General features: G+C 73.9%; 11 protein-coding genes. 4 read left to right on the top strand and 7 right to left on the bottom strand.

Features of this window, described 5'->3' with window-relative positions; genetic code table 11:
- The first annotated feature begins 8 nt into the window (after positions 1-8).
- Positions 9-1,178, top strand: a complete 1,170-nt coding sequence (locus ABT048_RS04355; RefSeq protein ID WP_350519788.1) for a class I SAM-dependent methyltransferase — start codon at positions 9-11, stop codon at positions 1,176-1,178.
- A gap of 67 nt (positions 1,179-1,245) precedes the next feature.
- Positions 1,246-2,259 (top strand): class I SAM-dependent methyltransferase, encoded by a 1,014-nt coding sequence (locus ABT048_RS04350; RefSeq protein WP_350519787.1) that lies wholly within the window; start codon positions 1,246-1,248, stop codon positions 2,257-2,259.
- A gap of 91 nt (positions 2,260-2,350) precedes the next feature.
- Here ABT048_RS04350 and ABT048_RS04345 read toward each other — a convergent pair whose 3' ends face one another.
- On the bottom strand, positions 2,351-2,926 hold the full coding sequence (locus ABT048_RS04345) for a hypothetical protein (RefSeq protein ID WP_350519786.1): 576 nt from the start codon (positions 2,924-2,926) through the stop codon (positions 2,351-2,353).
- Positions 2,927-3,229: 303 nt separating this feature from the next.
- Here ABT048_RS04345 and ABT048_RS04340 point away from each other — a divergent pair, with 303 nt between their 5' ends.
- A complete protein-coding gene (locus ABT048_RS04340) occupies positions 3,230-3,565 on the top strand; it encodes an acyl carrier protein (protein WP_350519785.1) in 336 nt (111 codons plus the stop codon).
- 238 nt (positions 3,566-3,803) lie between these two features.
- Here ABT048_RS04340 and ABT048_RS04335 read toward each other — a convergent pair whose 3' ends face one another.
- Positions 3,804-5,063, bottom strand: a complete 1,260-nt coding sequence (locus ABT048_RS04335) for a beta-ketoacyl-[acyl-carrier-protein] synthase family protein (protein WP_350519784.1) — start codon at positions 5,061-5,063, stop codon at positions 3,804-3,806.
- 44 nt (positions 5,064-5,107) lie between these two features.
- Positions 5,108-6,124, bottom strand: coding sequence for a ferritin-like domain-containing protein (locus ABT048_RS04330; protein ID WP_350519783.1), 1,017 nt, complete (start codon positions 6,122-6,124; stop codon positions 5,108-5,110).
- A gap of 202 nt (positions 6,125-6,326) precedes the next feature.
- On the opposite strand from ABT048_RS04330, the gene ABT048_RS04325 reads away from it, so the two are divergent.
- Positions 6,327-8,063, top strand: coding sequence for an acyl-CoA dehydrogenase family protein (locus ABT048_RS04325; protein WP_350519782.1), 1,737 nt, complete (start codon positions 6,327-6,329; stop codon positions 8,061-8,063).
- A gap of 99 nt (positions 8,064-8,162) precedes the next feature.
- Here ABT048_RS04325 and ABT048_RS04320 read toward each other — a convergent pair whose 3' ends face one another.
- The 4 genes from ABT048_RS04320 to ABT048_RS04305 all read right to left on the bottom strand — a co-directional run bounded on the left by ABT048_RS04320 (position 8,163) and on the right by ABT048_RS04305 (position 23,034).
- Positions 8,163-8,939: an SDR family NAD(P)-dependent oxidoreductase gene (locus ABT048_RS04320; RefSeq protein ID WP_350519781.1), complete on the bottom strand. Its 777-nt coding sequence runs from the start codon at positions 8,937-8,939 to the stop codon at positions 8,163-8,165.
- A 106-nt stretch (positions 8,940-9,045) separates the two neighbouring features.
- Positions 9,046-10,104 (bottom strand): guanitoxin biosynthesis L-enduracididine beta-hydroxylase GntD, encoded by a 1,059-nt coding sequence (gene gntD / locus ABT048_RS04315; RefSeq protein WP_350519780.1) that lies wholly within the window; start codon positions 10,102-10,104, stop codon positions 9,046-9,048.
- A 142-nt stretch (positions 10,105-10,246) separates the two neighbouring features.
- The gene (locus ABT048_RS04310; RefSeq protein WP_350519779.1) at positions 10,247-16,717 is read right to left on the bottom strand and encodes a non-ribosomal peptide synthetase; all 6,471 of its coding nucleotides are present in this window, start codon (positions 16,715-16,717) and stop codon (positions 10,247-10,249) included.
- Positions 16,714-23,034, bottom strand: a complete 6,321-nt coding sequence (locus ABT048_RS04305; RefSeq protein WP_350519778.1) for a non-ribosomal peptide synthetase — start codon at positions 23,032-23,034, stop codon at positions 16,714-16,716. Before ABT048_RS04305 ends, ABT048_RS04310 begins: the two co-directional genes overlap by 4 nt.
- Between the last annotated feature and the right edge of the window lie 90 nt (positions 23,035-23,124).

Genomic DNA, 23,124 nt, shown 5'->3' with positions numbered 1-23,124 from the left:
GGGGATCGATGACCACGATAGACGCCTCCGTCCACGACGACAGAACCGGCGAAACGTCGGACGAGAACACTCCGCTGCCGGACACCGGTGTGGCGCCCCTGGTGGACGGTTCGAAACTGATCGGCGATCCCCGGGACGGCGCCGTCGTCCGGGCCTCGCATCGCGTCTACGAACACCTGATCGCGATGTTCGCGCCCGGCATGATCGAGGCCGCGTTCGACCTCGGCGTCTTCGTCGCCCTGGCGGACGGACCGGCCACCCCGGCCGACCTCGCCGCCCGGCTGGACGCCGACGCCCACGGCCTGCGGGTGCTGCTCGACGGCCTGTACTGCTACGAGATCGTCCAGCGGGTGCGCACCGAGGACGGTCAGGACGTCTACCGGCTGGTGGACGGCATGGCCGAGTGCCTGCTGCCCGGCGGCCTCTACAGCCTGGCCGGCCGGATCGGCTACGACCGGGCGATCGGCTGGGACGTGTGGCGCAACCTCGCCGACCACGTCAAGCGGCCCGCCCGCGGTGCGGACGGCGACTACCAGGCCAACCAGCTGTCCGCCGAGGACTACGAGCAGGTCGCCCGCGGGATCAACTTCTGGGCCCCGCCGATCGTCGAATCGCTCGCCAACCTCCTTGCGGAGGAGGAGGGTTGGAAGGGCGAGGCGGACCGCTCGATGCTCGACGTCGGCTGCGGCACCGGCATCTACAGCCAGCTGCTCCTGCAGCGCTTCCGGGGGCTGCGGGCCACCGGCCTGGACCACCCGCGGATCGTGCCCATCGCCCGCGGACAGGCGGAACGGCTGGGCGTGCAGGACCGGTTCGAACCGGTGGAGCGCAACTTCTTCACCGAGGAGTGGAACACCGGTCAGGACCTCGTCCTCCTGGTGAACATCTTCCACCTGCAGACCGCCGAGGGCTCCGAGGAGCTCATGCGACGGGCGGCGCAGGCGGTGCGTGAGGGCGGTGTGGTCGCCGTCGTCGACCACATCGTGGACGACGAGACCGACGCCCAGTCGATCCAGAACCGCTTCTTCCGACTGTTCGCCGCGTCGATGCTCGTCACCGGCGGCGGAGACTCCTTCTCCCTGGCGGACTACGACCAATGGCTCGACCGGGCCGGCCTGGTGAGGACGGCGCTGGTCGACACCCCGATGCACCGGATCCTGCTCGCCCGGCGCCCGTGATCACCACCAGCCCGGCCGGACCTCCCGTCCGGCCTGCCGGATTCCATTCCTCAGAGGGGACCAGGACGTGACCGACAACCTCGTGCTCGGAGCGGCGAGAATGACCGCCGCCGACATCTTCAACGCCACCGTCGCCTCCTCGGCGATCGGTGCCGCCTGGGAGGCCGGGGCGCTCGAAGAGCTGGCGGACCAGGACAAACTGGACGTCGCCGAGTTCTCCGAACGCAACGGCCTCGACCAGTACGCGGTCGAGGGGATGTTCCAGGCCCTGGCCAGCGTCCGCGTCGTCCAGCGGCAGGGCACCCTGATCACCACCGATGCGAACTTCGCCGAGGTGTACCGCGCCAAGGCCTTCTACCACTGGCTGTCCCGCGGTTGCGCGGCGCTCTTCGCCGACATGCCCGCCGTACTGAAGAACGAGAACCGGGTCGGCAGCTTCTACCGCCGCGACTCCGCCGCCATCGCGATCGCCTGCCGCGACATCAACGCCAACTTCTTCGACCCGGTGTTCAAGAAGGCCCTCGGCTCGGTCGGCGGGTTCCGCAAGATCGCCGACCTCGGCTGCGGCAGCGGCGAGCGCATCATCAGCGTGCTGCGGCAGAACCCGGACGCGACCGGCCTCGGCATCGACATCGCCGAGGGCGCGCTGGGCGTGGCCCGGGCCTCGACCAAGGAGGCCGGCTTCGAGGGCAAGGTGTCCTTCGTCAAGGACGACGCCACCAACCCGCAGCCGCACCCGGAGTTCGCCGACGTCGACCTCCTGACCTCCTTCCTGATGGGCCACGACTTCTGGCCGCGGGAGAACTGCGTCACCTCCCTGCGCGGGCTGCGCAAGGCGTTCCCCAACGTCAAGCGCTTCCTGCTCGGCGACACCGCGATGACCACCGACATCCCGGACTCCGAGATCCCGGTCTTCACCCTGGGCTTCGAGGTCGCGCACCGCATGATGGGCGCCTACCTGCCGACCCTCCAGGAGTGGAACGGGGTGTTCGAGGAGGGCGGCTGGCGCCTGGTCGAGGCGCACCGCGTGGTGACCCCGGCGGACAGCGTGATCTTTGAGCTCGAACCGCTCGCCGACTGACGACACGGAAAGTGCTCCGGGGCCGTGGGCCTCGGAGCACTTCTCGCTACGCGCGGTGAATCGGCCCGCGGCCGGCCGGTACGGCCCGCGGTCAGTTCGTCCGGGCGTCCGGCTGCTCGACCGCGGGCACGGTGCGACCCGGACCGGTGGGCCGGACCTCGGTGATGCCGGGAGCGCGGCGCATCATCACGGCCTGCTGGACGGCCAGCGTCACACCGACCCCGAGCCAGACCCCGTTGCCGTTGAACCGGCCGTGGAAGAACACCGCTTCGACACCGCCGACGACCAGGCGCTCGGCCAGGTTCGCCACCCACAGCTTGGCGGTGGTCCGGCCGCCCTTGCGCAGCAGCCGGCCGGTCTGGTCCCGCCACATGGGCATCGTCAGACCGCGGTAGTAGCCGAAGACCAGGGAGAACGCCAGGCCGATGGCCAGGAAGACGACGCCGGTCGCCGTCGCCTCGGCGGGGCCCGGCGGCAGGAAGCCGCGCAGCACGAGCATCGCGACCCACAGGAAGGTCTGGGCCCTGACGTCGCGGACGCTGAACTGGGAGACGAGGACGATCGCCGTGATGAGGACGATGAACGCCACGTTGATCACGGCGAAGAGCGTGTCGTCCGCGGGCGAGGGCTGAGCGGCCAGGGATCCCCAGGATGCCAACAGCGTCATAGAGCCACCTCGGTGGTGTCAGGGGTGATGGTCGGGCCACGTGCCGTGCGGCAGGCGGACCCCCCGCAGTCGCCGCCGCCGAGCCCCAACCGGTCTGACCGTCACGACTGTTGACGGTGGCTCAGAGAGCGCACGGGTGCCCATGCTCCGAGCATAGGGGGCCGACCCGGCCGGTCTCCAGGCAAACCGGCGGCAATCCGGTCACCCGCCGGGTCGGCGCGGTCACCCAAGGTGCGATCTTGCCGAGTCGTTGCCGGAGGCGATGCCTGGAATGTCGGGCCCCCGCGCGGCGACGATCCCTGTATGACCGACATCGCCTCCGACCAGATCCCTGCTGTGATCAGCCAGCTGGTCCTCCTCATCGCGCCGACCAAGAAGGACCCGATCGGTCCGGACACCAAGCTCGTCAGCGAACTGGGCTACCACTCGCTCGCGATGGTCCAGTTGGGCCTCACCATCGAGGACGTCTTCGAGTTCGACGGCCTGCCCCAGGAGCGGGCCTCCTCGCTGGAGACCGTCCACGAGCTCGTCGAGCTCGTCCGGGAGCTGTTGGACGAGGGCGAGGGCGCGCTGCCGACCGTCGACCACCTGGAGTCCATCGTCGTCCCGCTCGGCGGCGACTGGCCGCCGGCGTCCTGACCGCGGGACAGCCCGGGAACACCGCACGCACACACCCGCCCGCACCGCACCCACCCGCACGCCCCGCCACCGCCCCCGGGCCAGGAGAGCCGACCTGACCGGGGGCGGACTCATGCCCGGTACGGGCGCACGTCCGGTAGCGGGCGCACGTCCGGTAGCGGGCGCGCGTCCGGTAGCGGGCGCGCGTCCGCTACGGGCGCACGCCCCGGGCCGCCTCGCGCGCGGTGCCGGGGGGGGCTCACGCCCCGGCGCGGAAGGCCAGCACGGTGTTGTGCCCGCCGAAGCCCGCGCTCTGGGTGAGCGCCGCCAGCGGCCCGGCGGGCAGCGGGCGGGGCGCGACCCGGACCACGTCCAGGTCGATCGCGTCGTCCAGGTCGTCCAGGTTGATGGTGGGCGGCGCGGTGCGGTGGTGCAGGGCCAGCACGGTGGTCAGCGCGGCCAGTGCGCCGGAGGCGCCGATCAGGTGCCCGGCGGACGACTTGACCGCCGACACGGCCGGCCGCACGCCGTCCAGCGCGGTCCGGATCGCCAGCGCCTCCGCCGCGTCGCCCACCGAGGTGGAGGAGGCGTGCGCGCTGACGTGGCCGACCTTGGCCGGCTCCACCCCGCCGTCCGCGAGCGCGCGCCGGATGGCCCGCGCCATCCCCTCGCCCTCCGGGTGCGGACGGGTGATGTGGTGCGCGTCGGCGCTCGCCCCGGCCCCGGCGAACCCGGCGTAGACCCGGGCCCCGCGCCGCCGGGCGTGCTCGGCGGACTCCAGCACCAGCACCGCCGCGCCCTCGCCCAGGACGAAGCCGTCCCGCTTCTTGTCGAAGGGCCGGGAGGCGCAGGCCGGGGCGTCGTTGTTGCGGGACAGCGCCTTCATCGCCGCGAAGGCGGTGATCGCCATCGGGTTGATGACCGCCTCGGTACCGCCGGCCACCACCACGTCGGCCCGGCCCAGGCGGATGAGGTCCAGCCCCGCCGCGAGGGCGTCGGCGCCGGCCGCGCAGGCCGTCGAGGGCGCGTGGGCCACCGCCGTGGCGTTCAGCTCCAGCGCGCACAGCGCGGCCGCGGCGTTGTTCATCAGCATCGGCAGGGTGAACGGCGAGACCCGGCGGGTGTCCCCGGCCCGGATCAGGTCGTGCGCCGGCAGCAGGGTGCTCAGGCCGCCGATGCCGCTGCCGACGACCACCGCGAGGCGCTCCGGTTCGGGGTGCCCCGGTGCGCCCGCGGCGGCGCTGAAGCCCGCGTCCTGCCAGGCCTCCCGCTGCGCCAGCAGCGCGAACTGCGCGGAACGGTCGGTGCGCCGGGCCTGGACCCGGTCGATCAGCGGGCCCGGCTCCACGGCGGCCGGGGCGGCGATCCGCACCGGCAGGCCCTCGGCCCAGGGCTCGGTGATCGCGACCGCCGCCGAGACCCCGTCGAGCAGTGCCGTCCAGGTGGACCGGGCGTCGCCGCCCAGCGGCGTGGTGGCGCCGAGCCCGGTGATGACGACGTCGTCGCGCTGCGCAGGCACGCGGCTCCTCCGATTCGTTCTCGTCCTCGTTCTCGTCGTCCGGGTCAGTTGACGCCGACGAAGGCTTCCGGCTTGGCCAGCTGCTCGCTCAGGAACAGGTCGCGCAGCTTCGGGCTGAGCAGGCCGACCTGCCGCAGGATGTGGATCACCTGCTGGAACAGCAGCTGGCGGTAGCCGAACATCATCGGGTCGTTCATCGCGAAGGTGATGCCGGCCTCGACGTCCAGCTCCATGCGCTCCCACACCTCGCGCAGCAGGAACCGGCGGGACATCAGGAAGATCGACTCCAGCAGGAACTCCTCCCGCTCCGCGCGCTCCTTGCTGTTCATCTGCTCGTACATTCCGGTGAGCGAGACCACGCCGAAACCGATGTGCCGCGCCTCGTCGCGGGCGATCATCCGGGTGATCTGGGTGATGATCGGCTCGCCGAATCCGGTGCCCGCCAGTCGGGTCGCGGCCAGCGCCAGGCCTTCGACGATCACCTGCATGCCGAGGTAGACGATGTCCCAGTCGGATTCCGAGAGCAGGTCGCGCAGCAGCGACTTGAGCCCCGGATTGATCGGGTAGCAGTTGCCCAGTTTCTCGTCGATGTACTTGGCGTAGGCCTCGACGTGCCGCGCCTCGTCGGCGACCTGGGCGGCCGCGTAGATCTTGGCCTCCATGTCGGGCACGGTCTCCACCAGCCGGGCGGTGGTCACCAGCGCGCCCTGTTCACCGTGCAGGAACTGGCTGATCATCCAGGACAGGTACTCCCAGCGGAACTGGTTGATCAGCTCCTCCGGCACCGGGCTGCCCGGCCCGCGGAAGTTCTGCAGACCGGTGCTCTGGCCCTCGTCCAGGAGCGCACCGAACCGGACCTCGTGGTTCCAGTCGATGTCGGTCGCGGCATTCCACTGCGCGATCTTGCTCTTCTCGTAGAGCGCCCACAGCCGGTTGTTGCGCTCGCCGTAGTTCCAGTTGAGATTGGCCTTGAACGCGGCGTCGACCTCCATCAGACTCTCCCTGGTCCGGTCCAGGGTGAACAGCACGGTTTCCCGTTCGTCGTGGAATTCGGTGTTCATCGCCGCCGGGCTCCTTCGGATTGACGTACTGCCACACCGGATACTCTCGGACGGATAACCCGCAGAACCTAGGCACTCACTGGGCAACTTGCAGGCATGACGAGTTGCCTGCGCCGCTGCCTGGAAGTGCGGAAGACCTCCTGACGACACTGCACCGGAACACGCTGGGCGTTCCGTATTCCCGTGCACAGGAGCCAGTCGTATGGAACCGAATTCCGTTCCCCGCCCGACCCGTCGGCTGACCGCGGAGCTGGAGGGGCTGCTGGGCGACCCGCTGGCCGCATCCGGCCCGTTCGCCTTCGCCGAGGTCGTGGAGCACGAGGAACTCGGTGAAGTCCCGCCCGGCGCCGAGCAGTTGCTCCTGGACTGGGGCCTGCCGGAGCGCCTCGTCCCGGCGCTGGCCGGCGGGCGGATGCTCAACCTCGAATCGGTGCTCGCGGTGACCCGCTCGCTGGCCCGGCGGAACCTGACCATGGCGGTGATGTTCGGCTCCAGCATGCTCGGCTGCCAGCCGGTCTGGCTGTGGGGAACGCCCGACCAGCAGAAGCGGATCGCCGAGGCGGTGACCTCCGGGGACAAGCTGTGCTTCGCCGTCTCCGAGGCGGAGGTCGGCAGCGACCTCACCACCACGGCCACCACCGCCGTGCCCGACGGCGAGGACTACGTGCTGGACGGCGAGAAGTGGCCGGTGGGCAACGGCAACCGGGCCCGCTTCTACACCGTGCTGGCCCAGGGGCCGCGCGGACCGGTGCTGCTGCTCGTCGACCGGCGGGAGCTGGACCCGGACAGCGTCGAGCCGAAGCCGATCGTCCGCGCCCTCGGCCTGCGCGGCCACGACGTGAGCGGCATCCGGTTCACCGGCTCCCGGGTGCCCGCGGCCGGCGCCGTCATCGGCCGGCCCGGCCGCGCGCTGATCGACACCGTCCGCACCCTGCAGATCACCCGCACCGCGATCGGCGGCATGTCCCTCGGCAGCATGGACGCCGTGCTGCGGATCGGGCTGGACTACGCGCACGAGCGCCGGCTCTACGGCGCCGCGATCCACCGCCTCCCGGTGGTCCGCCGGCACCTCGTCGACGCGCACCTGGACCTGCTGGTCGCCGACTGCGTGACGATCCCGGTGGCCCGGGCGCTGACCCTCGCCCCGGCACGGCTGGCGCTCTGGTCCTCGGTGGTGAAGTACCTGGTGCCGGTGATCGGCGAGGAGACCATGGAGCAGATGTCCAAGGTCCTCGCGGCGCGCGGCTACCTGCGCGAGCTGGTCGCCTCCGGCGCCTTCCAGAAGATCCGCCGGGACCACTGCATCACCTCGATCTTCGAGGGCACCACGCACGTCAACCTGTTCAACATCGCGACCCAGCTGGCCGCGCTGGCCCCGCTCGTGGACCGGGCCGCCGAGGGCTCCGAGGAGCTGCTGGAGCGGCTGTTCGACCTCTCCGTCGAGGCCCCGGTCTGGGAGCCGGACGGCAACAGGCTGGCCCTGGCGACCAACGGGCAGGACGAGATCACCCGGGGCTGGCGCACCGCGGTGGAGCGGCTGGACCGGGTGGCCGCGGCCGAGTGCGCCCCCGGGCAGGCCCGCGACCTGGCCGAGGCGGTCGCCGAGCTGGACCGCCGCCGGGCCGCGCTCTACGGCCGCGTCGCCGAGCACGGCATCGACGCGGCCTCGGTGGCCGGCTCGCGCACCGCGGAGGACCACTGCGTCTTCCACGCCGCCGCCTCCTGCGTGCACGTCTGGCTGCACAACCGTGGCTCCGCGCCGGACGCGGGCTGGCTCGTCCTGGTGCTCCGCCGACTGCTGCAGCGGCTGGACCGGGACGTGGTGCTGGACGAGCAGGAGGCGTACCTGCCGGGGCTGGAGGCCGTCATGGAGGAGTGCCGGGCCAGCCGGCGGTACTTCGGCCTGGAGGCCGTGCTGGAGCACGACGCGCGGGTCTGAACAGGGCCGGCGGGCCGGGCCGGAACGGCGGAAGGACAACAGCAGGACGGCGGAGGGCGGTGCCGGGGTCGGCACCGCCCTCCGCCGTGGTGGACGTCCCTAGACCTGCGCCGAGCCGGGCGCGAGGGGGCCGGGGAAGAAGGCGGTGGTGGCGCCGGCCGTCTCGCCGCCGTCCACCACGAACTCCTGGCCGGTGACGAACCTCGCCCGGTCGGAGGCGAGGAAGTGGAAGACCTCGGCGATCTCCTCCGGGGAGGCGTGCCGGCGCGCCGGGATGCGCTCGTTGACCTCGTCCAGCATGGCGTCGGTGTACTCGGCGCGCTGCATCGGGGTCAGCACCGCGCCGGGGGTGACGCACGCGGTGCGCACCAGCGGGCTGAGCTCCATGGCGAAGGTCTGGCAGAGCGAGGCCACACCGGCCTTGGTGGCGTTGTACGGCGCGTAGAGCGGGTAGCCGCGGCTGCCGTTGACCGAGGCGGTGGCGAGCAGCACGCCGTGGCCCTGGCCGAGCAGGTACGGGGCCGAGTGCCGCCACAGGGCCAGCACGCCGACCAGGTTGACGTCGACGGCGCGGCGCACGTCGGCCTCGGTCAGTTCGAGCACGCCGCTGCGGATGCTGATGCCGGCGTTGGCGATCACCACGTCCAGGCCGCCCCGGGCGGCGTGCACGGTGTCGACGACCTCCTTGACGGCCTGCCAGTCGGCGACGTCGACCTCCAGGAAGCTCACCGACCCCGGGCCGCCGTCCAGGCCCGCCGCCGGGGCCGCGGGCTCGGTGATGTCGAGGTTCACCACGTGGTCGCCGGAGGCGGCGAACCGCTCGGCGGTGGCCTTCCCGATGCCGCTGGAGGCGCCGGAGACGATGACTGTGCGCATGGACGGGGGCCTTTCGGAGGACGCCGGGCCCGGCCGCCGGAGCGGCCGGGTCCCGGCTGGGTGTGCGGGTGCGGAGCTGGCGGCGGGTGCGGGCCCGCTGCCCGGATCAGACGATGACCCGGTGCCGGTCGGGGGCGTAACCGGCCATGTTGCGGCGGAGGTTGCGGCTGACGGTGATCTTCTTCAGCCAGCGGTCGGTGCCGTCGTACCGGGCCTTGAAGGAGCGCCGCCCGTGCGCGGCCTGGTAGTTGTCCACGACCAGCAGGGTGCCGGGGCCGACCACCACCTCCTGCTGGACCCGGGTGAGCTCCGCCATCAGCCGGTCCAGCGCCTCGACGGCCTCCGGGTCGTCCCCGACGCAGCGCATGAACGGCAGGTCGATGCGCAGGTACGGGGAGAGGCCGTCGCCGAACAGCGCGCTGGTCGGCGTGGGGTCGTCGGCCATCCGGCGGAGCTTGGCGAGCGCCGGGTGGTCCGGGTCGGAGGTCTCCAGCTGCCGGATGTGCTCGGTGTCCGGGAGGATGTGGAAGCGGTCCTGGGCGAGCACCTCCCGGGTGCGGTCGTCGAGTTCGACGTCCCGGACGGAGGCGACGATGGTCGGCACGTGGTCGGCGTTGCGCAGGCCGAGCAGGATCAGGTAGTCGCAGCGGTTGGGGTGGAAGCCGTCCTCGGTGTGGAACTCCAGCAGGGCCTCGCTGCCGTAGCCGCTCTGCCGGTCCTCGTCGCCGCGGATCGGCAGGACGTTCTGGATGATGCTGCCCTCCTGGAGGGTGGCCCAGCCGAAGGGCTCGCCGAGCGCCAGGCCGACCAGCGCCAGCATGGCCTCCTGGGTGCGGGCCGTCTCCGCCGCGATGGCGTCGCGCCAGTGCGCCGGGGTCGGGCCGAGCTCGACGTCGTCCACCGGAAGGCCGTGCACCAGGCAGGCGGCGGCGGGCTCGCGGCGGCGGAAGTCGGCGAGGAAGGACTGCAGGCCGACCGGCAGCATCCGGTCGAACTGCCAGGCGCGGTCGTAGAACTCCTCGTCCAGCGGGTTGCCGCAGTCGTCGGCGATCTTGTGGGCGGCCCGGGCGAGCTCGGCGGCCTCGTCCGGACTCAGGGCGTACTCGGCCAGGCGGCCCTGGAACGGGGTCGGAGCGGTGGCAGTGGACGGTTCTCGACGGAGCATCAGGCGTTCCTTTGCTGTTCTCCGACCGGTTCGGCCGGGTGGGCGGGCGGATGGTCCTGTGCCGTCGGCGCGGGGCGGGCGGCGGGTGGTGTCACGGGCGGAGGGCCGAGCAGGGTCCCGGCCGGCTCTCCGCCCGGGTCTGTCAGTCCTCGTCGGCGAACCTGGCGATGAACTCGTCGAGTTCGTCCTGGTCGAGGTCGACGAGCGGTTCCTCGGCCTCCTCGACCTCCCCGCCGGCGGCCTCCGGCGCCGATTCGCCGGCCACGGCGGCCAGTTCGGCGACGGTCTTGTGGGTGAAGACGTCCCGCGGGGAGATTTCCAGCCCGGCCTCGCGCGCCGCGGTGACCAGCTTGATCGACATGATCGAGTCGCCGCCGAGCGCGAAGAAGCTGTCGTCGATGCCGATCCGCTCGACCCGGAGCACGTCCACGAAGAGCTGCCGCAGCAGTTCCTCGCGCGGGGTGCGCGGCTCCCGGCCGCCCTCGGCGCCGGCGAAGCGTGGGGCGGGCAGTGCGGCGCGGTCCAGCTTGCCGTGCGGGGTGGTGGGCAGCTCGGGGATCTCGACCACGGCGGCCGGCACCATGTACTCGGGCAGGTGGGCGGCGACCAGCTCGCGCAGCGCGGCGGGGTCGGTGCCGTCCGGCCCGGCCGGGACGACGTACGCGACCAGCTGCCGCGCCCCGGGGGTGTCCTCGCGCAGCTGCACGGTGGCGTGCCGCACGCCCGGGTCGGTGGCCAGCACGGCCTCGATCTCGCCCGGCTCGATCCGGAAGCCGCGCAGCTTCACCTGGTCGTCGGCCCGGCGCACGTAGTCGAGGCGGCCGTCCGGCAGCCAGCGGGCGATGTCGCCGGTGCGGTACATCCGGGCGCCGGGCCCGCCGAAGGGGTCGGCGACGTAGCGGCTCGCGGTGAGGTCGGCGCGGTGCAGGTAGCCCCGGGCCAGGCCGGCTCCGGAGATGTACACCTCGCCGGGCACCCCGGCGGGCAGCGGGCGCAGGCAGTGGTCCAGGACCCGGATCCGGGCGCCGACGACCGGGGCGCCGATCGACACGGCGACGCCGGGCTCCAGCGGGCCGCCGACCGTCGCGATGATCGTCGTCTCGGTCGGGCCGTAGATGTTCAGCATCCGCCGGCCCGGGGCCCAGCGGGCCACCAGCTCGGGCGGCAGGACCTCGCCGCCGGTGACGATCGTGATCCCCTCCGGCAGGCTGCCGTCGGCCATCGCGGCCAGCGAGGACGGCGGGACGGTCAGGGTCTGCACCCCGGTCCGGGCCACCCAGTCGGCCAGCGGCTGCCCGGGGAGCATCTCCTCGTAGCTGCCGACGACCACGCAGGAGCCGCTCAGCAGCGCGGTGTTGAGCTCGCCCATGGCGCCGTCGAAGCTGGGCGAGGCGAACCACAGCACCTTGCGGCCGGGGCCGAGGTCCAGGTGCCGCCGCTGGGTCGCCAGGAAGCTCGCCAGGCCGGCGTGGGTGACCAGGACGCCCTTGGGGCGGCCGGTGGAGCCCGAGGTGAAGATGACGTACGCGCCGCAGCCGGGCAGCAGCGGGCGGCCGCGCTCGGCGTCGGTCACCTCGCCGGAGGGGGTGTCCGCCGGGGCGGCGAGCCGGTCGGTGGTGACGACCCGGTCGCGCAGTCCGGCCGGGATCTTCGCGACGGCGTCGGGCGCGGCCAGGATCAGGTCCGGCCGGGCGTCGGTGAGCATGAACTCGATCCGGTCGGCCGGGTAGTCGGTGTCCACCGGCATGTGGACGGAACCGCTCTTCCAGATCGCCAGGATGGTGGTGACCAGCTCGGCACTGCGGGGCAGCAGGACCGCGACGATGCGCTCCGGGCCGGCCCCGTGCGACAGCAGGACGCGCGCCGTCCGGTTGGCCCGGGCGTCGAGTTCGGCGTAGCTCAGCTCCTCGGTGCCGGTGAGCACGGCCGGCGCCCCGGGGTGCTCGGCGACCCGCTGGGCGAACAGCGCCGGGATGGTGGCCGCGGGCGCGGCGGGGGCGGTCGCGGCCCACCGTTCCAGGACGGTCTCCCGGGTGGTCGCGGACAGCAGGTCCAGTGCGGCGAGCGGGGTCCGCGGCGCCTCGGCGAAGGTCTCCAGCACCCGCAGCACCGAGGCCAGCAGGTCGCCCGCCTCGGCCTCGCCGTAGAGGTCGGTGCGGTAGTGGAGCTTGAGGTCCAGGTGCTCGCCCGGGCGTGCCAGCAGCCGCAGCGGGTAGTGCGCGGAGCCGGGGACGGACGGCTCGCGCAGCCCGATGTCCAGTCCGGGCACCGGCCGGCGCGCCTCGGGGTGGTGGATCCCGGCGTTCTCGAAGCCGACGATGGTGTCGAAGAGTTCGCCGAGGCCGACGGCCCGCTGGATCTCCGGCAGCCCGAGGTGGTGGTGGGCGATCAGCTCGGACTGCTCGGTCTGCATCCGGACCAGGGCGGCGGACAGCGGCTCCGCCGGATCGAGCACGGCCCGGAACGGCACGGTGTTCATGACCAGGCCGATCGCGTCCTCGACGCCGGGCAGCTCGGGCGTGCGCCCGGACACCGCGGCGCCGAAGACGACGTCGCCGCGGCCGGTCAGCCGCTCCAGGGCGATCGCCCAGGCGCCGTTCACCAGGGTGTTCACGGTGATCCCGGCGGCGCGGGCCGCGGCGGTGATCCGGGCGGAGGCCTCCGCGTCCAGGACCTGGTGGACGGTGCCCTGCCCGGCCAGCACCGACAGGTCGGCGTGCGGGGCGACCAGCGTGGACTCGTCCAGGCCGGCCAGGGCACCGGCCCAGGCCGTGCCGGCCGCCGCGCCGTCCCGGCCGGAGAGCCAGGCGAGCACCCGGCGGAACGGCACCGGCTCCGGCAGCCCCTCCGCGGAGCCGCCGGCGGCGTACGCGGCGAAGACCTCGCGGAAGAACAGCGGCACCGACCAGCCGTCCAGCAGGATGTGGTGGTCCGTCACGACCAGCACGTGGCGGTCGTCGGCGAGCCGGACCAGCAGCGCCCGCAGCAGCGGGGCGGAGCCCGGCGGGAACGGGCGGTCGTGCTCCTCGGCCACCAGCTCCTCGACCCGGCGGGCCTGCTCCGGGGCGGCCTGGCCGCCGAGGTCGACCTCCTGCCACGGCACCCCGACCCGCTCGGGGATCACCTGCACGGCCCGGCCGGAGCGCAGCCGCACGAAGCGGGCCCGCAGGTTGGCGTGCCGGGCGAGGACGGCGTCGAAGGCGGCGCGCAGGACGGCGGGCGTCACCTCGCCGTCCAGGTCGAAGACCTGCTGGGTGACGTACGGGTCGACCCGGTCGGGCGCGAGCAGGGCGTGGAAGCTCATGCCCTGCTGGAGCGGGGTCAGCGGCCACACGTCGACGGCGTCGGGGTGGGCGGCCTCGATCTCGGCGCGCTCCTCGGCGGTCAGGTCGAGCAGCGGGCCCTCGGGCAGCGGCTCGTCGGCGGCACCGGTGACGGCGGTGGCGGTGGCGTCGCCGGACTCCGGGTCGGTGTCCCGGGCGGCGGCGACCAGGGCCGCCACCGTGCGGTGCAGGAAGACGTCCCGGGGGCTCAGCGCCAGCCCGGCCCGGCGGGCCAGCGCCGAGAGCCGCATCGACAGCAGCGAGTCGCCGCCCAGGTTGAAGAAGTTGTCGTGGATGCCGATCTGCTCGACCCGCAGCACCTCGGCGAACAGCCCGCGGAGCAGCTCCTCCTGCTCGTCGCGCGGCTCGCCGCCCTCGCCGCCGCCGTCGAAACGGACCGCGGGCAGCGCCGCCTTGTCCACCTTGCCGTTGACGGTCACCGGCAGCTCGTCCAGCACGACCACGGCGGACGGCACCATGTAGCCGGGCAGCACCTCGGCGGCCCGGGCGCGCAGCGCCGCGCCGTCCGCGGTGGCGCCGGGCGCGGCGACCACGTAGGCGACCAGCATCGGGGAGCCGGGGCCGTCCTCGCGGGCCACCGCGACGGCGTGCCGCACGGCCGGGTCGGCGGCCAGCACGGCCTCGACCTCGCCGGGCTCGACCCGGAAGCCGCGGATCTTGATCTGGTCGTCGGTGCGGCCGAGGAAGACCAGGGTGCCGTCGTCGTCCCGCTGGGCCCGGTCGCCGGTGCGGTACATCCGGGCGCCCGGCTCGCCGAACGGGTCGGCGACGAAGCGCTCGGCGGTGAGCACCCGCTGTCCGAGGTAGCCGCGGGCGAGGCCGGCGCCGGCCAGGTACAGCTCGCCGGTGACGCCGGGCGGGACGGGCCGCAACGCGTCGTCCAGCAGGTGGGCGCGCAGGTTGTCGGCCGGGCCGCCGATCACCGGGTGCTCGTGCGCCGCGAGGCGGGCGTACATCGGGTCGACGGTGCACTCGGCCGGGCCGTACAGGTTGTACGCGGACAGGCCCTCGGCGGCGCGCAGCCGCAGCCACAGCGGCTCGTCGACGGCCTCGCCGCCGAGCGCGAGCACGCGGACCGTACGGCCCTCGTCCAGCAGTCCCTCGGCGATCAGCTGGCGGGCGAAGCTCGGCGTGGTGTCGAGCACCTCGATGCCGTGCCGGGTGACGTGGTCGAGCAGGGCGTGCGGGTCGGCCCGCAGCTCCTCCTCGATCATGTGCAGCTCGTGCCCGCCGACCATCCACAGCAGCTGGCTCCACGAGGCGTCGAACACCAGGGAGTTGGTCAGCGCGGCGCGCAGCGGCCGGCCGGCCGCGGCCTGCTCGGGCTCGAACAGGTGGTTGCGGTGGCTGTGGAACATGTTGGCCAGCGACCGGTGCTCGACCGCCACGCCCTTGGGGCGGCCGGTCGAACCGGAGGTGTGGATGGTGTACGCCAGGTTCTCCGGGCGCAGCGGGGCGATCCGCTCGTCGTCGGTGAGGGCGGTGCCGTCGGGCTCGTGCGGCAGTTCGTCCAGCAGCACCCGCTCGGTCCCCCCGGGCAGCCGGGCGGCGGACGCACCGGTGGTGACCACGAGGTGGGGGCGCAGTTCGGCGAAGACGGCGGCGATCCGCTCGGCGGGCTGTTCGAGGTCCACCGGGACGTACACCGCGCCGGACTTGAGGATCGCCAGCAGGGTGACGACGGCCCGGGCGGTGCGCGGCAGGGCCATCACCACGGGCCGCTCGGGGGCGGCGCCGCGGGCGACCAGCTGCCGGGCCAGCCGGTTGGCGGCGGTGTCGAGCGCGGCGAAGGTGAGCCGCTCGGTGCCGCAGCCGACCGCGGGCGCGTCCGGGGTGCGGGCGGCCTGCTGCTCGAACAGCTCGACCAGGGTGCCGGGCGGTGTGGCGACCGGGGCCGGGGCGGCGGCGCGCTCGATGCGGCGCCGCTCCTCCCCGGTGAGCAGCGGGAGCCGGCCGACCGGGGTGTCCGGCCGCTCGACGGCGTGCCCGACCAGCAGGCCCAGGCGTTCCAGCAGCGCCTCGGCCCGCGCCCTCGGGTACAGGTCGGCGCGGTAGTTGAGCTCGAAGACGGTGGTCGGGCCGGGGAAGACGGCGAGGCTGAGCGGGTAGTGGGTGCCCTCCGGCACCTCGTCGACGGCGTCACCGGCGAGCGCGAGGCGCAGGCCGGCGACCTCGACGCCGCGGGCGGAGGCCGGCAGCGGGAAGTTCTCGAAGGCGAGGGTGGTGTCGAAGAGGCTGTCGTGCCCGCTGATCCGGTGGATGTCGGCCAGGCCGAGCCAGGAGTGCTCGGCGAGGGCGGCCTGCTCGTCCTGGACGCGGTCGAGCAGTGCGCCGAACGGCTCGGTGCGGTCGATCCGCACGCGGGCCGGGACGGTGTTGATCAGCAGGCCGACGACCCGGTCCACGCCGGGGACGGCGGCCGGGCGGGCGGCCACGGTGCAGCCGAAGACCACGTCGTCGCTGCCGGTCATCAGCGCGAGCAGCAGCGACCAGGCGCCCTGGATCACGGTGTTGACGGTGAGGTTGCGGCCGCGGGCGGCCTCGGCCAGCGCGCGGGAGCGCTCCTCGTCCAGCTCCAGGCGGATCCGGTGCTGGGCGACGTCGCCGCCGGCGAGTTCGGCGCCGCGGCCGAGCAGGGTGGGGCCCTCCAGGCTGGCCAGGGCCTTGCCCCAGGCGGCCTCGGTGGCGTCGCGGTTGCGGGTGCTCAGCCAGCCGAGGTAGTCGCCGACGGAGACCGCGGGGTCCAGGGCGGTGGCGTCGCCGCCGTGGTGGAGGATCCGGAACAGGTCCTCGACGACCACCGGCATCGACCAACCGTCCATCAGGATGTGGTGGTTGGTGAGGACGAGGACGTGCCGGTCGGCGGCCAGCGCGACCAGGGTGAAGCGCAGCAGCGGGGGCTGGGTCATCTCGAAGCGGCGGTGGCGCTCCCCGGTGAGCACCTCGCGCAGCCGGCGCTGCTGCTCGGCGGGGTCGAGGCCGGTGAGGGGGACCTCGGCCCACGGCAGCTCCACCCGGGACGCCACGGCCTGGAACGGTTCGCCGGAGCGGCGCTGGAGGAACCCGACGCGCAGCGCGGGGTGCCGGGCCACGACCAGTTCGCAGGCGCGGCGCAGCGCGTCCCGGTCCAGCGCTCCGGTGAGCTCGATCGGGAGCTGCATGTTGTAGTGGTCGACGCCGTCCTGCCCGCCGTCGTACAGGGCGTGGAAGAGCATGCCCTCCTGCAGCGGTGTCAACGGCCAGATCGCGTCGAACGAGGTCGGCTTCATTTCCCACTTCTCCAGTGCGCTTCGAGTTCGGCGAGCTCGTCGGCGTCGAGTTCGAGCTGCGGCGCCGCGGGCGGGGCGACGGCCGCCTCGGGCTCGATCCCGGTGGCGACCTCCGCCAGGGCCGCCACGGTGCGGTGACGGAACACGTCCCGTGGGGTGAGGGACAGGCCGGCGATCCGGGCCCGCCCGGCCAGCCGGGTGGAGGCGATGGAGTCGCCGCCCAGGTCGAAGAAGTTGTCGTCGATGCCCACCTGCTGTCCGTCGAGCACCTCGGTGAAGAGGCGGCACAGCAGGCGCTCGCGGTCGGTGCGCGGCTCGCGCCGCTCCCGCCGGCCGGCCTGCGGGGCGGGCAGCGCGGTCCGGTCGAGCTTGCCGTTGGGGGTGAGCGGCAGGGCGGTCAGCGACACGATCGCGAACGGGACCATGTACGCGGGCAGTTGTTCCGCGACCTGCTTGCGGGCGGTCTCCAGATCGGGCAGCGCCCCGGGTTCGGGCACCGCGTACGAGACGATCCGCGGGCTGCCGGGGACGTCCTCGCGGACGACCGTGGCGACCTGCCGGATGCCGTCCACCGCGGACAGTGCCGAGTCGATCTCGCCGAGCTCGATCCGGTGGCCGCGGATCTTCACCTGGTGGTCGGCGCGGTCGAGGTAGCGCACGGCGCCGTCGGGGCGGCGCAGGCCGAGGTCGCCGGTGCGGTACATCCGGGTGCCGGGCGGGCCGAAGGGGTCGGGGACGAACCGTTCGGCGGTCAGCAGCGGCCGGCGGGTGTAGCCGTCGGTCACGCCGGTGCCGGCGATGTAGATCTCTCCGGGCGTGCCGACCGGGACGGGGCGCAGGGCGCCGTCCAGCAGGTACACCCGCAGGTTGTCGGCCGGGCTGCCGACGGGGACGTCGGCGGTGCCGGTCTCCGACCCGGCCTGCCAGCTGGTGGTGTAGATCGAGACCTCGGTCGGGCCGTACAGGTTGTGCAGGTCGGCGTCGCCGGCCTTGCGGAAACGTTCCACCAGACCGGCGGTCATCTTCTCGCCGCCGCAGAACACCTGGCGCAGGCTGTCGCACGCGGCGGCGCCGGGCTCCAGCAGGAACAGCTCCAGGGTGGACGGCACGAACTGCGCGGTGTGGATGCGCTCGGTGCGGATCAGTTCCGGCAGGTAGCCGGGGTGCTGGTCGGCCTCCGGCAGCGCGACCACCATCGTCGCGCCGACGTGCAGGGTCCAGAAGATCTCCCACACCGACGGGTCGAAGCTGATCGAGGTGCGCTGCAGCACCCGGTCGCCGGGCGTCAGCGGGAAGCGGCGCTGCATCCAGCGCAGGTAGTTCACGATGCCGCGGTGGGCGACCACGATGCCCTTGGGGCGGCCGGTGGACCCGGAGGTGAAGATCACGTACGCGGTGTGCACCGGGTCGACCGCGCGGTCCGGCGCCGGGCCCGGGGCCTCGCGCGCCGACAGCCCGGCGAAGCTCCGCTCGTCCAGGGTGAGCGCCGGGCGGGCGTCCTCGGTCATCGCCCGGACCCGCTCCGGCGGGTACTCCGGGTCCAGCGGGAGGTAGGCGGCGCCGGTGCGCAGCACCGCGAGCAGCGCCACGACCAGGTCCACGCCGCGCGGCAGCGCCACCGCGACCACGTCGCCGGGACCGATCCCGTCGGCAGCCAGGATGGCGGCCAACTCCCCGGAGAGTGCGTCGAGTTCGGCGTAGCTGACCCGGCGCTCGCCGTACACCACGGCCTCGGCGTCCGGGGTGCGGCGGGCCTGTGCGGTGAACAGGCCGTGCAGGGTGCCCCCCTCGTGCGGCACGGCCGTCGGGCCGCCGTCCCCGACCAGCGCGCGGCGCTCCTCGTCATCGACCAACCCGACGCGCCCGAGCGGCAGTTCGGGCGAGTCGACGAAGGCCTGCAGATACCGCTCCAGCCGGCCCAGCAGCGCCTCGGCCTGCTCGCCGGAGTACAGGTCGGGGCGGTGGGTCAGCTCCAGGCGCAGCTGCGGACCGGGGTGGACGATCAGGCTGAGCGGGTAGTGGGTGACACCGGTGCGGTCGGACTCGGCGACGGCGATCTCCACCCCCGGCAGGGCGCGGCGGATCGCCTCGCGGTCGGCCGGCGCGTTCTCGAACACCATGGTGGTGTCGAAGAGTTCGCCCAGTCCGAGGCCGCGCTGGATGTCGGCCAGGCCGAGGTGGTGGTGCGCGCCGAGCGCGGCCTGCTCGGCCTGCACCTCGGTGAGCAGCTCGGCCAGGGTCCGCTCGGCGGAGAGCCGGACCCGCACCGGGACGGTGTTCATCACCAGGCCGACCAGGTCCTGCATCCCGGCCAGCTGCGGCGGCCGGGCGGAGACCGAGGTGCCGAAGACCACGTCGTCCCGGCCGGTCAGCTGCCCGAGCAGGGCCGCCCAGGCGCCCTGGAGGACGGTGTTGACGGTCAGGCCGGCCGTCCGGGCGGTGCGGGCCAGGTCCGCGGAGAGCTTCCCGGACAGCGCCCGGCGGGTCAGCGCGGGCATCCCGGTGGTCAGCGCGGCCCCGGGGGCGACCAGGCAGGGCTGCTCGACCCCGGCCAGCGCGCGCTTCCAGGCGTCCGCGGCGGTCTCCTTCGGCTGGCGGTCCTGCCAGCGCAGGTAGGCCGCGAAGGAGACCTGCTCGGACGGCTCCGAGACCTCGGAGTAGGCCGCGAACAGGTCCTTCAGCATGATCCCGACGGACCAGCCGTCGAAGAGCACGTGGTGGCTGGTGAAGACCAGCAGGTGCCGGTCGTCGGCGGTGCTGACCACCGCGAACCGCAGCAGCGGCGGCCGGGCCAGGTCGAAGCGGGCCGCCTTGTCGGCGGCCAGCAGCTCGGCCGTGCGGGTGCGCTGCTCCTCGGCGTCCAGCCCGCGCAGGTCGTGCTCGGCCCACGGCACCGTGACCCGGGCCGGAACGCTCTGCCGGGCCTCGCCCAGCTCGTCGAGGTCGAAGCGGGCGCGCAGCGCGTCGTGCCGGGCGACCAGGGCGTCGCAGGCGGCGTGCAGCCGGTCGAGCGCGACCTCGCCGGTCAGGTCGAACACCATCTGGCCGATGTACGGGTCGGCGCCGGTGTCGTCGGCGTACAGCGAGTGGAACAGCATGCCGCGCTGCAGCGGGGTCAGCGGCAGCCCCTCCGCCGGGCCGCCGGCGTCGGTCAGCAGCGACCGGTCGAGGTCCGCGGCGCGGCCGCCGTCGGCGACCGCGGCCATGGTGGCGGCCGTACGGTAGGTCAGGACGTCCTGCGGGGTGAGCGCGAGCCCGGAGTTGACCGCCCGGGCGGCGAGCTGGACGGCGGTGATGGAGTCGCCGCCCAGGTCGAAGAAGCCGTCGTCGATACCGATCTCCTCCGCGCCGAGCACCTCGTGCAGCAGCTCGCACAGCAGGGTCTCGGTGCGGGTGCGCGGCGGCCGGCGGGTGGCACCGCCGCGGATGTCGGGCTCCGGCAGCGCCTCCCGGTCGATCTTGTTGTTGGAGGTGAGCGGGAACGCGTCCAGCACGACGACCGCCGCGGGCACCATGTGCTCCGGCAGGGTCCGGCCGACCCAGGCCCGCAGCTCGGCGGGCTCGACGGCGGCGCCCGGCGCGGGCACCACGTAGGCGACCAGGCGGCGCGCACTGCCCTGCGCGGCCCGGGCCACCACGGCGGCCCGGGCGACCGAGGGGTGCGCGGTGAGTCTGCTCTCCACCTCGCCGAGCTCGACCCGGAAGCCGCGGATCTTCACCTGGTGGTCGCTGCGGCCGACGAAGTGCAGCTTGCCGTCCGGCCCCCAGGAGCCGTTGTCGCCCGTGCGGTACATCCGGCTGCCGGGCGGGCCCCACGGGTCGGCGACGAAGCGCTGCGCGGTGAGGCCGGGCCGGCGGTGGTAGCCGACCGAGACGCCGGGGCCGGCCAGGTGGATCTCGCCGGTGACACCGGGCGGCACCGGGCGCAGCAGCGCGTCCAGGACGTACACCCGGGCGTTGTGCAGCGGCGAGCCGATCGACGGCGTGCCGGGCCCGCTCAGCGGGCCGGTCATGGTGGTGAACACGGTGCTCTCGGTGGCGCCGTACACGTTGTGCAGCCGGTGCGCGCCGCCCCAGCGGCGGACCAGCTCGGCGGGCAGCGCCTCCGCCCCGACCGCGATGATCAGGTCGTCCGGCAGCGAGCCGGGCGGGAACGCGGCCAGCACCGACGGCACGGTGCCCACGCAGCCGACCCGGTGCTCGGCGATGAACTCGGCCAGCTGCGGGCCGGGCATCAGCTTCGGCGGGGCGATCACCGCGCAGCCGCCGCTCATCAGCCAGACCGACAGCTCCCACATCGACGGGTCGAAGCTGGGCGAGCTGATCATCAGCACCCGCTCACCCGGGCGCAGCGCCAGCACGCCGGGCTGGGACTCGGCGAAGTCGGCCAGGCCGGTGTGCGGCACCAGCACGCCCTTGGGGCGGCCGGTGGAGCCCGAGGTGTAGATCATGTACGCGATGTCGGCCGGGGTCGGCGCGGTCGGGGGCGCCGGCTCGGCGGGGTCGGCGGCGTCCAGCCCGGCGGCCACCGCGGGGTCGTCGAGGTGCACCGCGGCCAGACCGTCGCGGGCCGGGAGCCCGTCGGCGTGTCGGGTGACCATCAGGTCGGGCCGGGCGTCGGAGAGCATCCCGTCCACCCGGTCCGCCGGGTAGCCCGGGTCCACCGGGAAGTAGACGGCGCCGGCCTTCATCACCGCGAGCAGCGCCACCAGGTTGTCCAGGCCCCGCGGCAGGGCGACGGCGACGAAACCGCCGCGGTGCACCCCGCGTTCGAGCAGCATCCGCGCCAGGCGGTTCACCCGGGCGTCGAGCTCCCGGTAGGTGAGGGTGCGCCCCTCGAAGTCCACCGCGTCGGCGTCCGGGGTGCGGGCGGCCTGGCGCTCGAACAGCGCCGGCAGGGTGATCCGCTCGGTCGGCCACTCGGTGTCGTTGAAGTCGTTCAGCACCCGGTCCTGCTCGACGGCCGTCGCCAACTGCAGCCGGGCCAGCGGGGTGTCCGGGTCGGCCTCGGCCAGGCGGTGCAGGAAGGCCAGCAGCCGGACGGTGTGGGCGTCCAGGTCCGCCTGGTCGTAGCGGGCCTCGTTGCCCTCCAGGCGGACGTGCTGCCCGCCGGCCGGGTCGGGGAACAGGGTGAGCACCAGGTCGGGGACCTGGCCGGCGTTGAGGCCGGTCACGGTGGCCGGGAAGCCGGCCAGCTCGGTGCGGTCGCCGGTGGGCACCAGGTTGAGCGCCGCGTGGAACAGCCGGTCACCCGCGTCCCGCATGCCCAGCTCGCGGCGGATGTGCTCGTGCGGGAAGCGCTGGTGGGTGAGCAGCTCGCCGAGCCGCGCGGAGGTGTGGTCGATCAGCTCGCCCACCGTCATGTCCGGCTCCAGCCGGACGCGCAGCGGGAGTTCGTTGGCGAGCATGCCCGGGGTCGCGCGGGCCGTGTCGGTACGCCGGACGGTCGCCGTCAGGCCGAGGACCAGGTCCTGGTGGCCGCTCAGACCGCCGAGGTAGGCGGCGACCCCGGCCGCGACCACCGCCGTCCAGTCGGTGCGCCGACGCCGGCCCAGCTTGCGCAGGGCGGTCGCGTGGGTCGAGGTCAGCAGGGTCTGCGCGCGCAGCACGTCGCCCACCCAGTCGGCGGCGCGCGGGGCCACCGTGACCGGCTCGGGACGGTCGGCCATCCGCTCCAGCCAGTACGCGCGGTCCGCCTCGTACTGCTCCGAGGCCAGGTAGGCGGCCTCCTCCAGGGGCAGCAGCAGGGAGGACGGCAGCGGGCGGCCACCCGGCTCGGTGCCGGCCGCCATCGCCGTGTAGAGCCCGTTGATCCGCTCGGTGAGGATGGCCAGGCCCTGGATGTCGGTCAGGACGTGGTGGTAGCTGCTGTACCAGAACCAGTGGCCGGCCCCGAGGCGGAGCAGCACGTCCTCGCCCACCGGGCCGCGCCGCAGGTCGTAGGTGGTGCTCATCCGGTCGGCGATCCAGCGGTGGGCGGCCAGCTCGGGGTCGGCCCGGTCGGAGAGGTCGACGACGTCCCAGCCGGCGTTCGAGCGGCCCAGGTGCTCCTGGTACGGGCCGTCGGCGTCCTCGCCCAGGCGCACCTCGAAGACCTGGCTCTCCGCGTGCGCCTGCCGGATCGCCCGGTGCCACAGCTCGGGGTCGAGCGGGCCGCGGATCTCGAAGCGGCGCACCAGGTTGAACCTCGGCGAGTCCGGCGCGAACTGCTGGGCGAGCCACAGCGCCCGGCCGGCGGCGGTCAGCGGCGTGCGGTTCCCGGCCCCGCGGGTCGACGAGTGCGAACCGGATCCTTCTCGATCGCTTGCCCGGTACACACCTGGCTCCTCTCCACGGCGGTCGGCCGGCGGCACGGGCGGCCCCCCGGCCGCTGCCCGGGGACCGCACTGACGGTTCTCGCCGCCGAT

Origin of the sequence: Kitasatospora sp. NPDC096140, from assembly GCF_040303045.1 — a bacterium.
Lineage (GTDB): Bacteria > Actinomycetota > Actinomycetes > Streptomycetales > Streptomycetaceae > Kitasatospora.
This window is presented reverse-complemented; position numbering and strand designations above follow the sequence as displayed.

Coding starts and splice junctions, on each gene's coding strand:
- ABT048_RS04355 (WP_350519788.1), top strand. CDS start 9: ATGACCACGATAGACGCCTCCGTCCACGACGACAGAACCGGCGAAACG.
- gntD (WP_350519780.1), bottom strand. CDS start 10,104: ATGCTCCGTCGAGAACCGTCCACTGCCACCGCTCCGACCCCGTTCCAG.
- ABT048_RS04325 (WP_350519782.1), top strand. CDS start 6,327: ATGGAACCGAATTCCGTTCCCCGCCCGACCCGTCGGCTGACCGCGGAG.
- ABT048_RS04310 (WP_350519779.1), bottom strand. CDS start 16,717: ATGAAGCCGACCTCGTTCGACGCGATCTGGCCGTTGACACCGCTGCAG.
- ABT048_RS04345 (WP_350519786.1), bottom strand. CDS start 2,926: ATGACGCTGTTGGCATCCTGGGGATCCCTGGCCGCTCAGCCCTCGCCC.
- ABT048_RS04330 (WP_350519783.1), bottom strand. CDS start 6,124: ATGAACACCGAATTCCACGACGAACGGGAAACCGTGCTGTTCACCCTG.
- ABT048_RS04320 (WP_350519781.1), bottom strand. CDS start 8,939: ATGCGCACAGTCATCGTCTCCGGCGCCTCCAGCGGCATCGGGAAGGCC.
- ABT048_RS04340 (WP_350519785.1), top strand. CDS start 3,230: ATGACCGACATCGCCTCCGACCAGATCCCTGCTGTGATCAGCCAGCTG.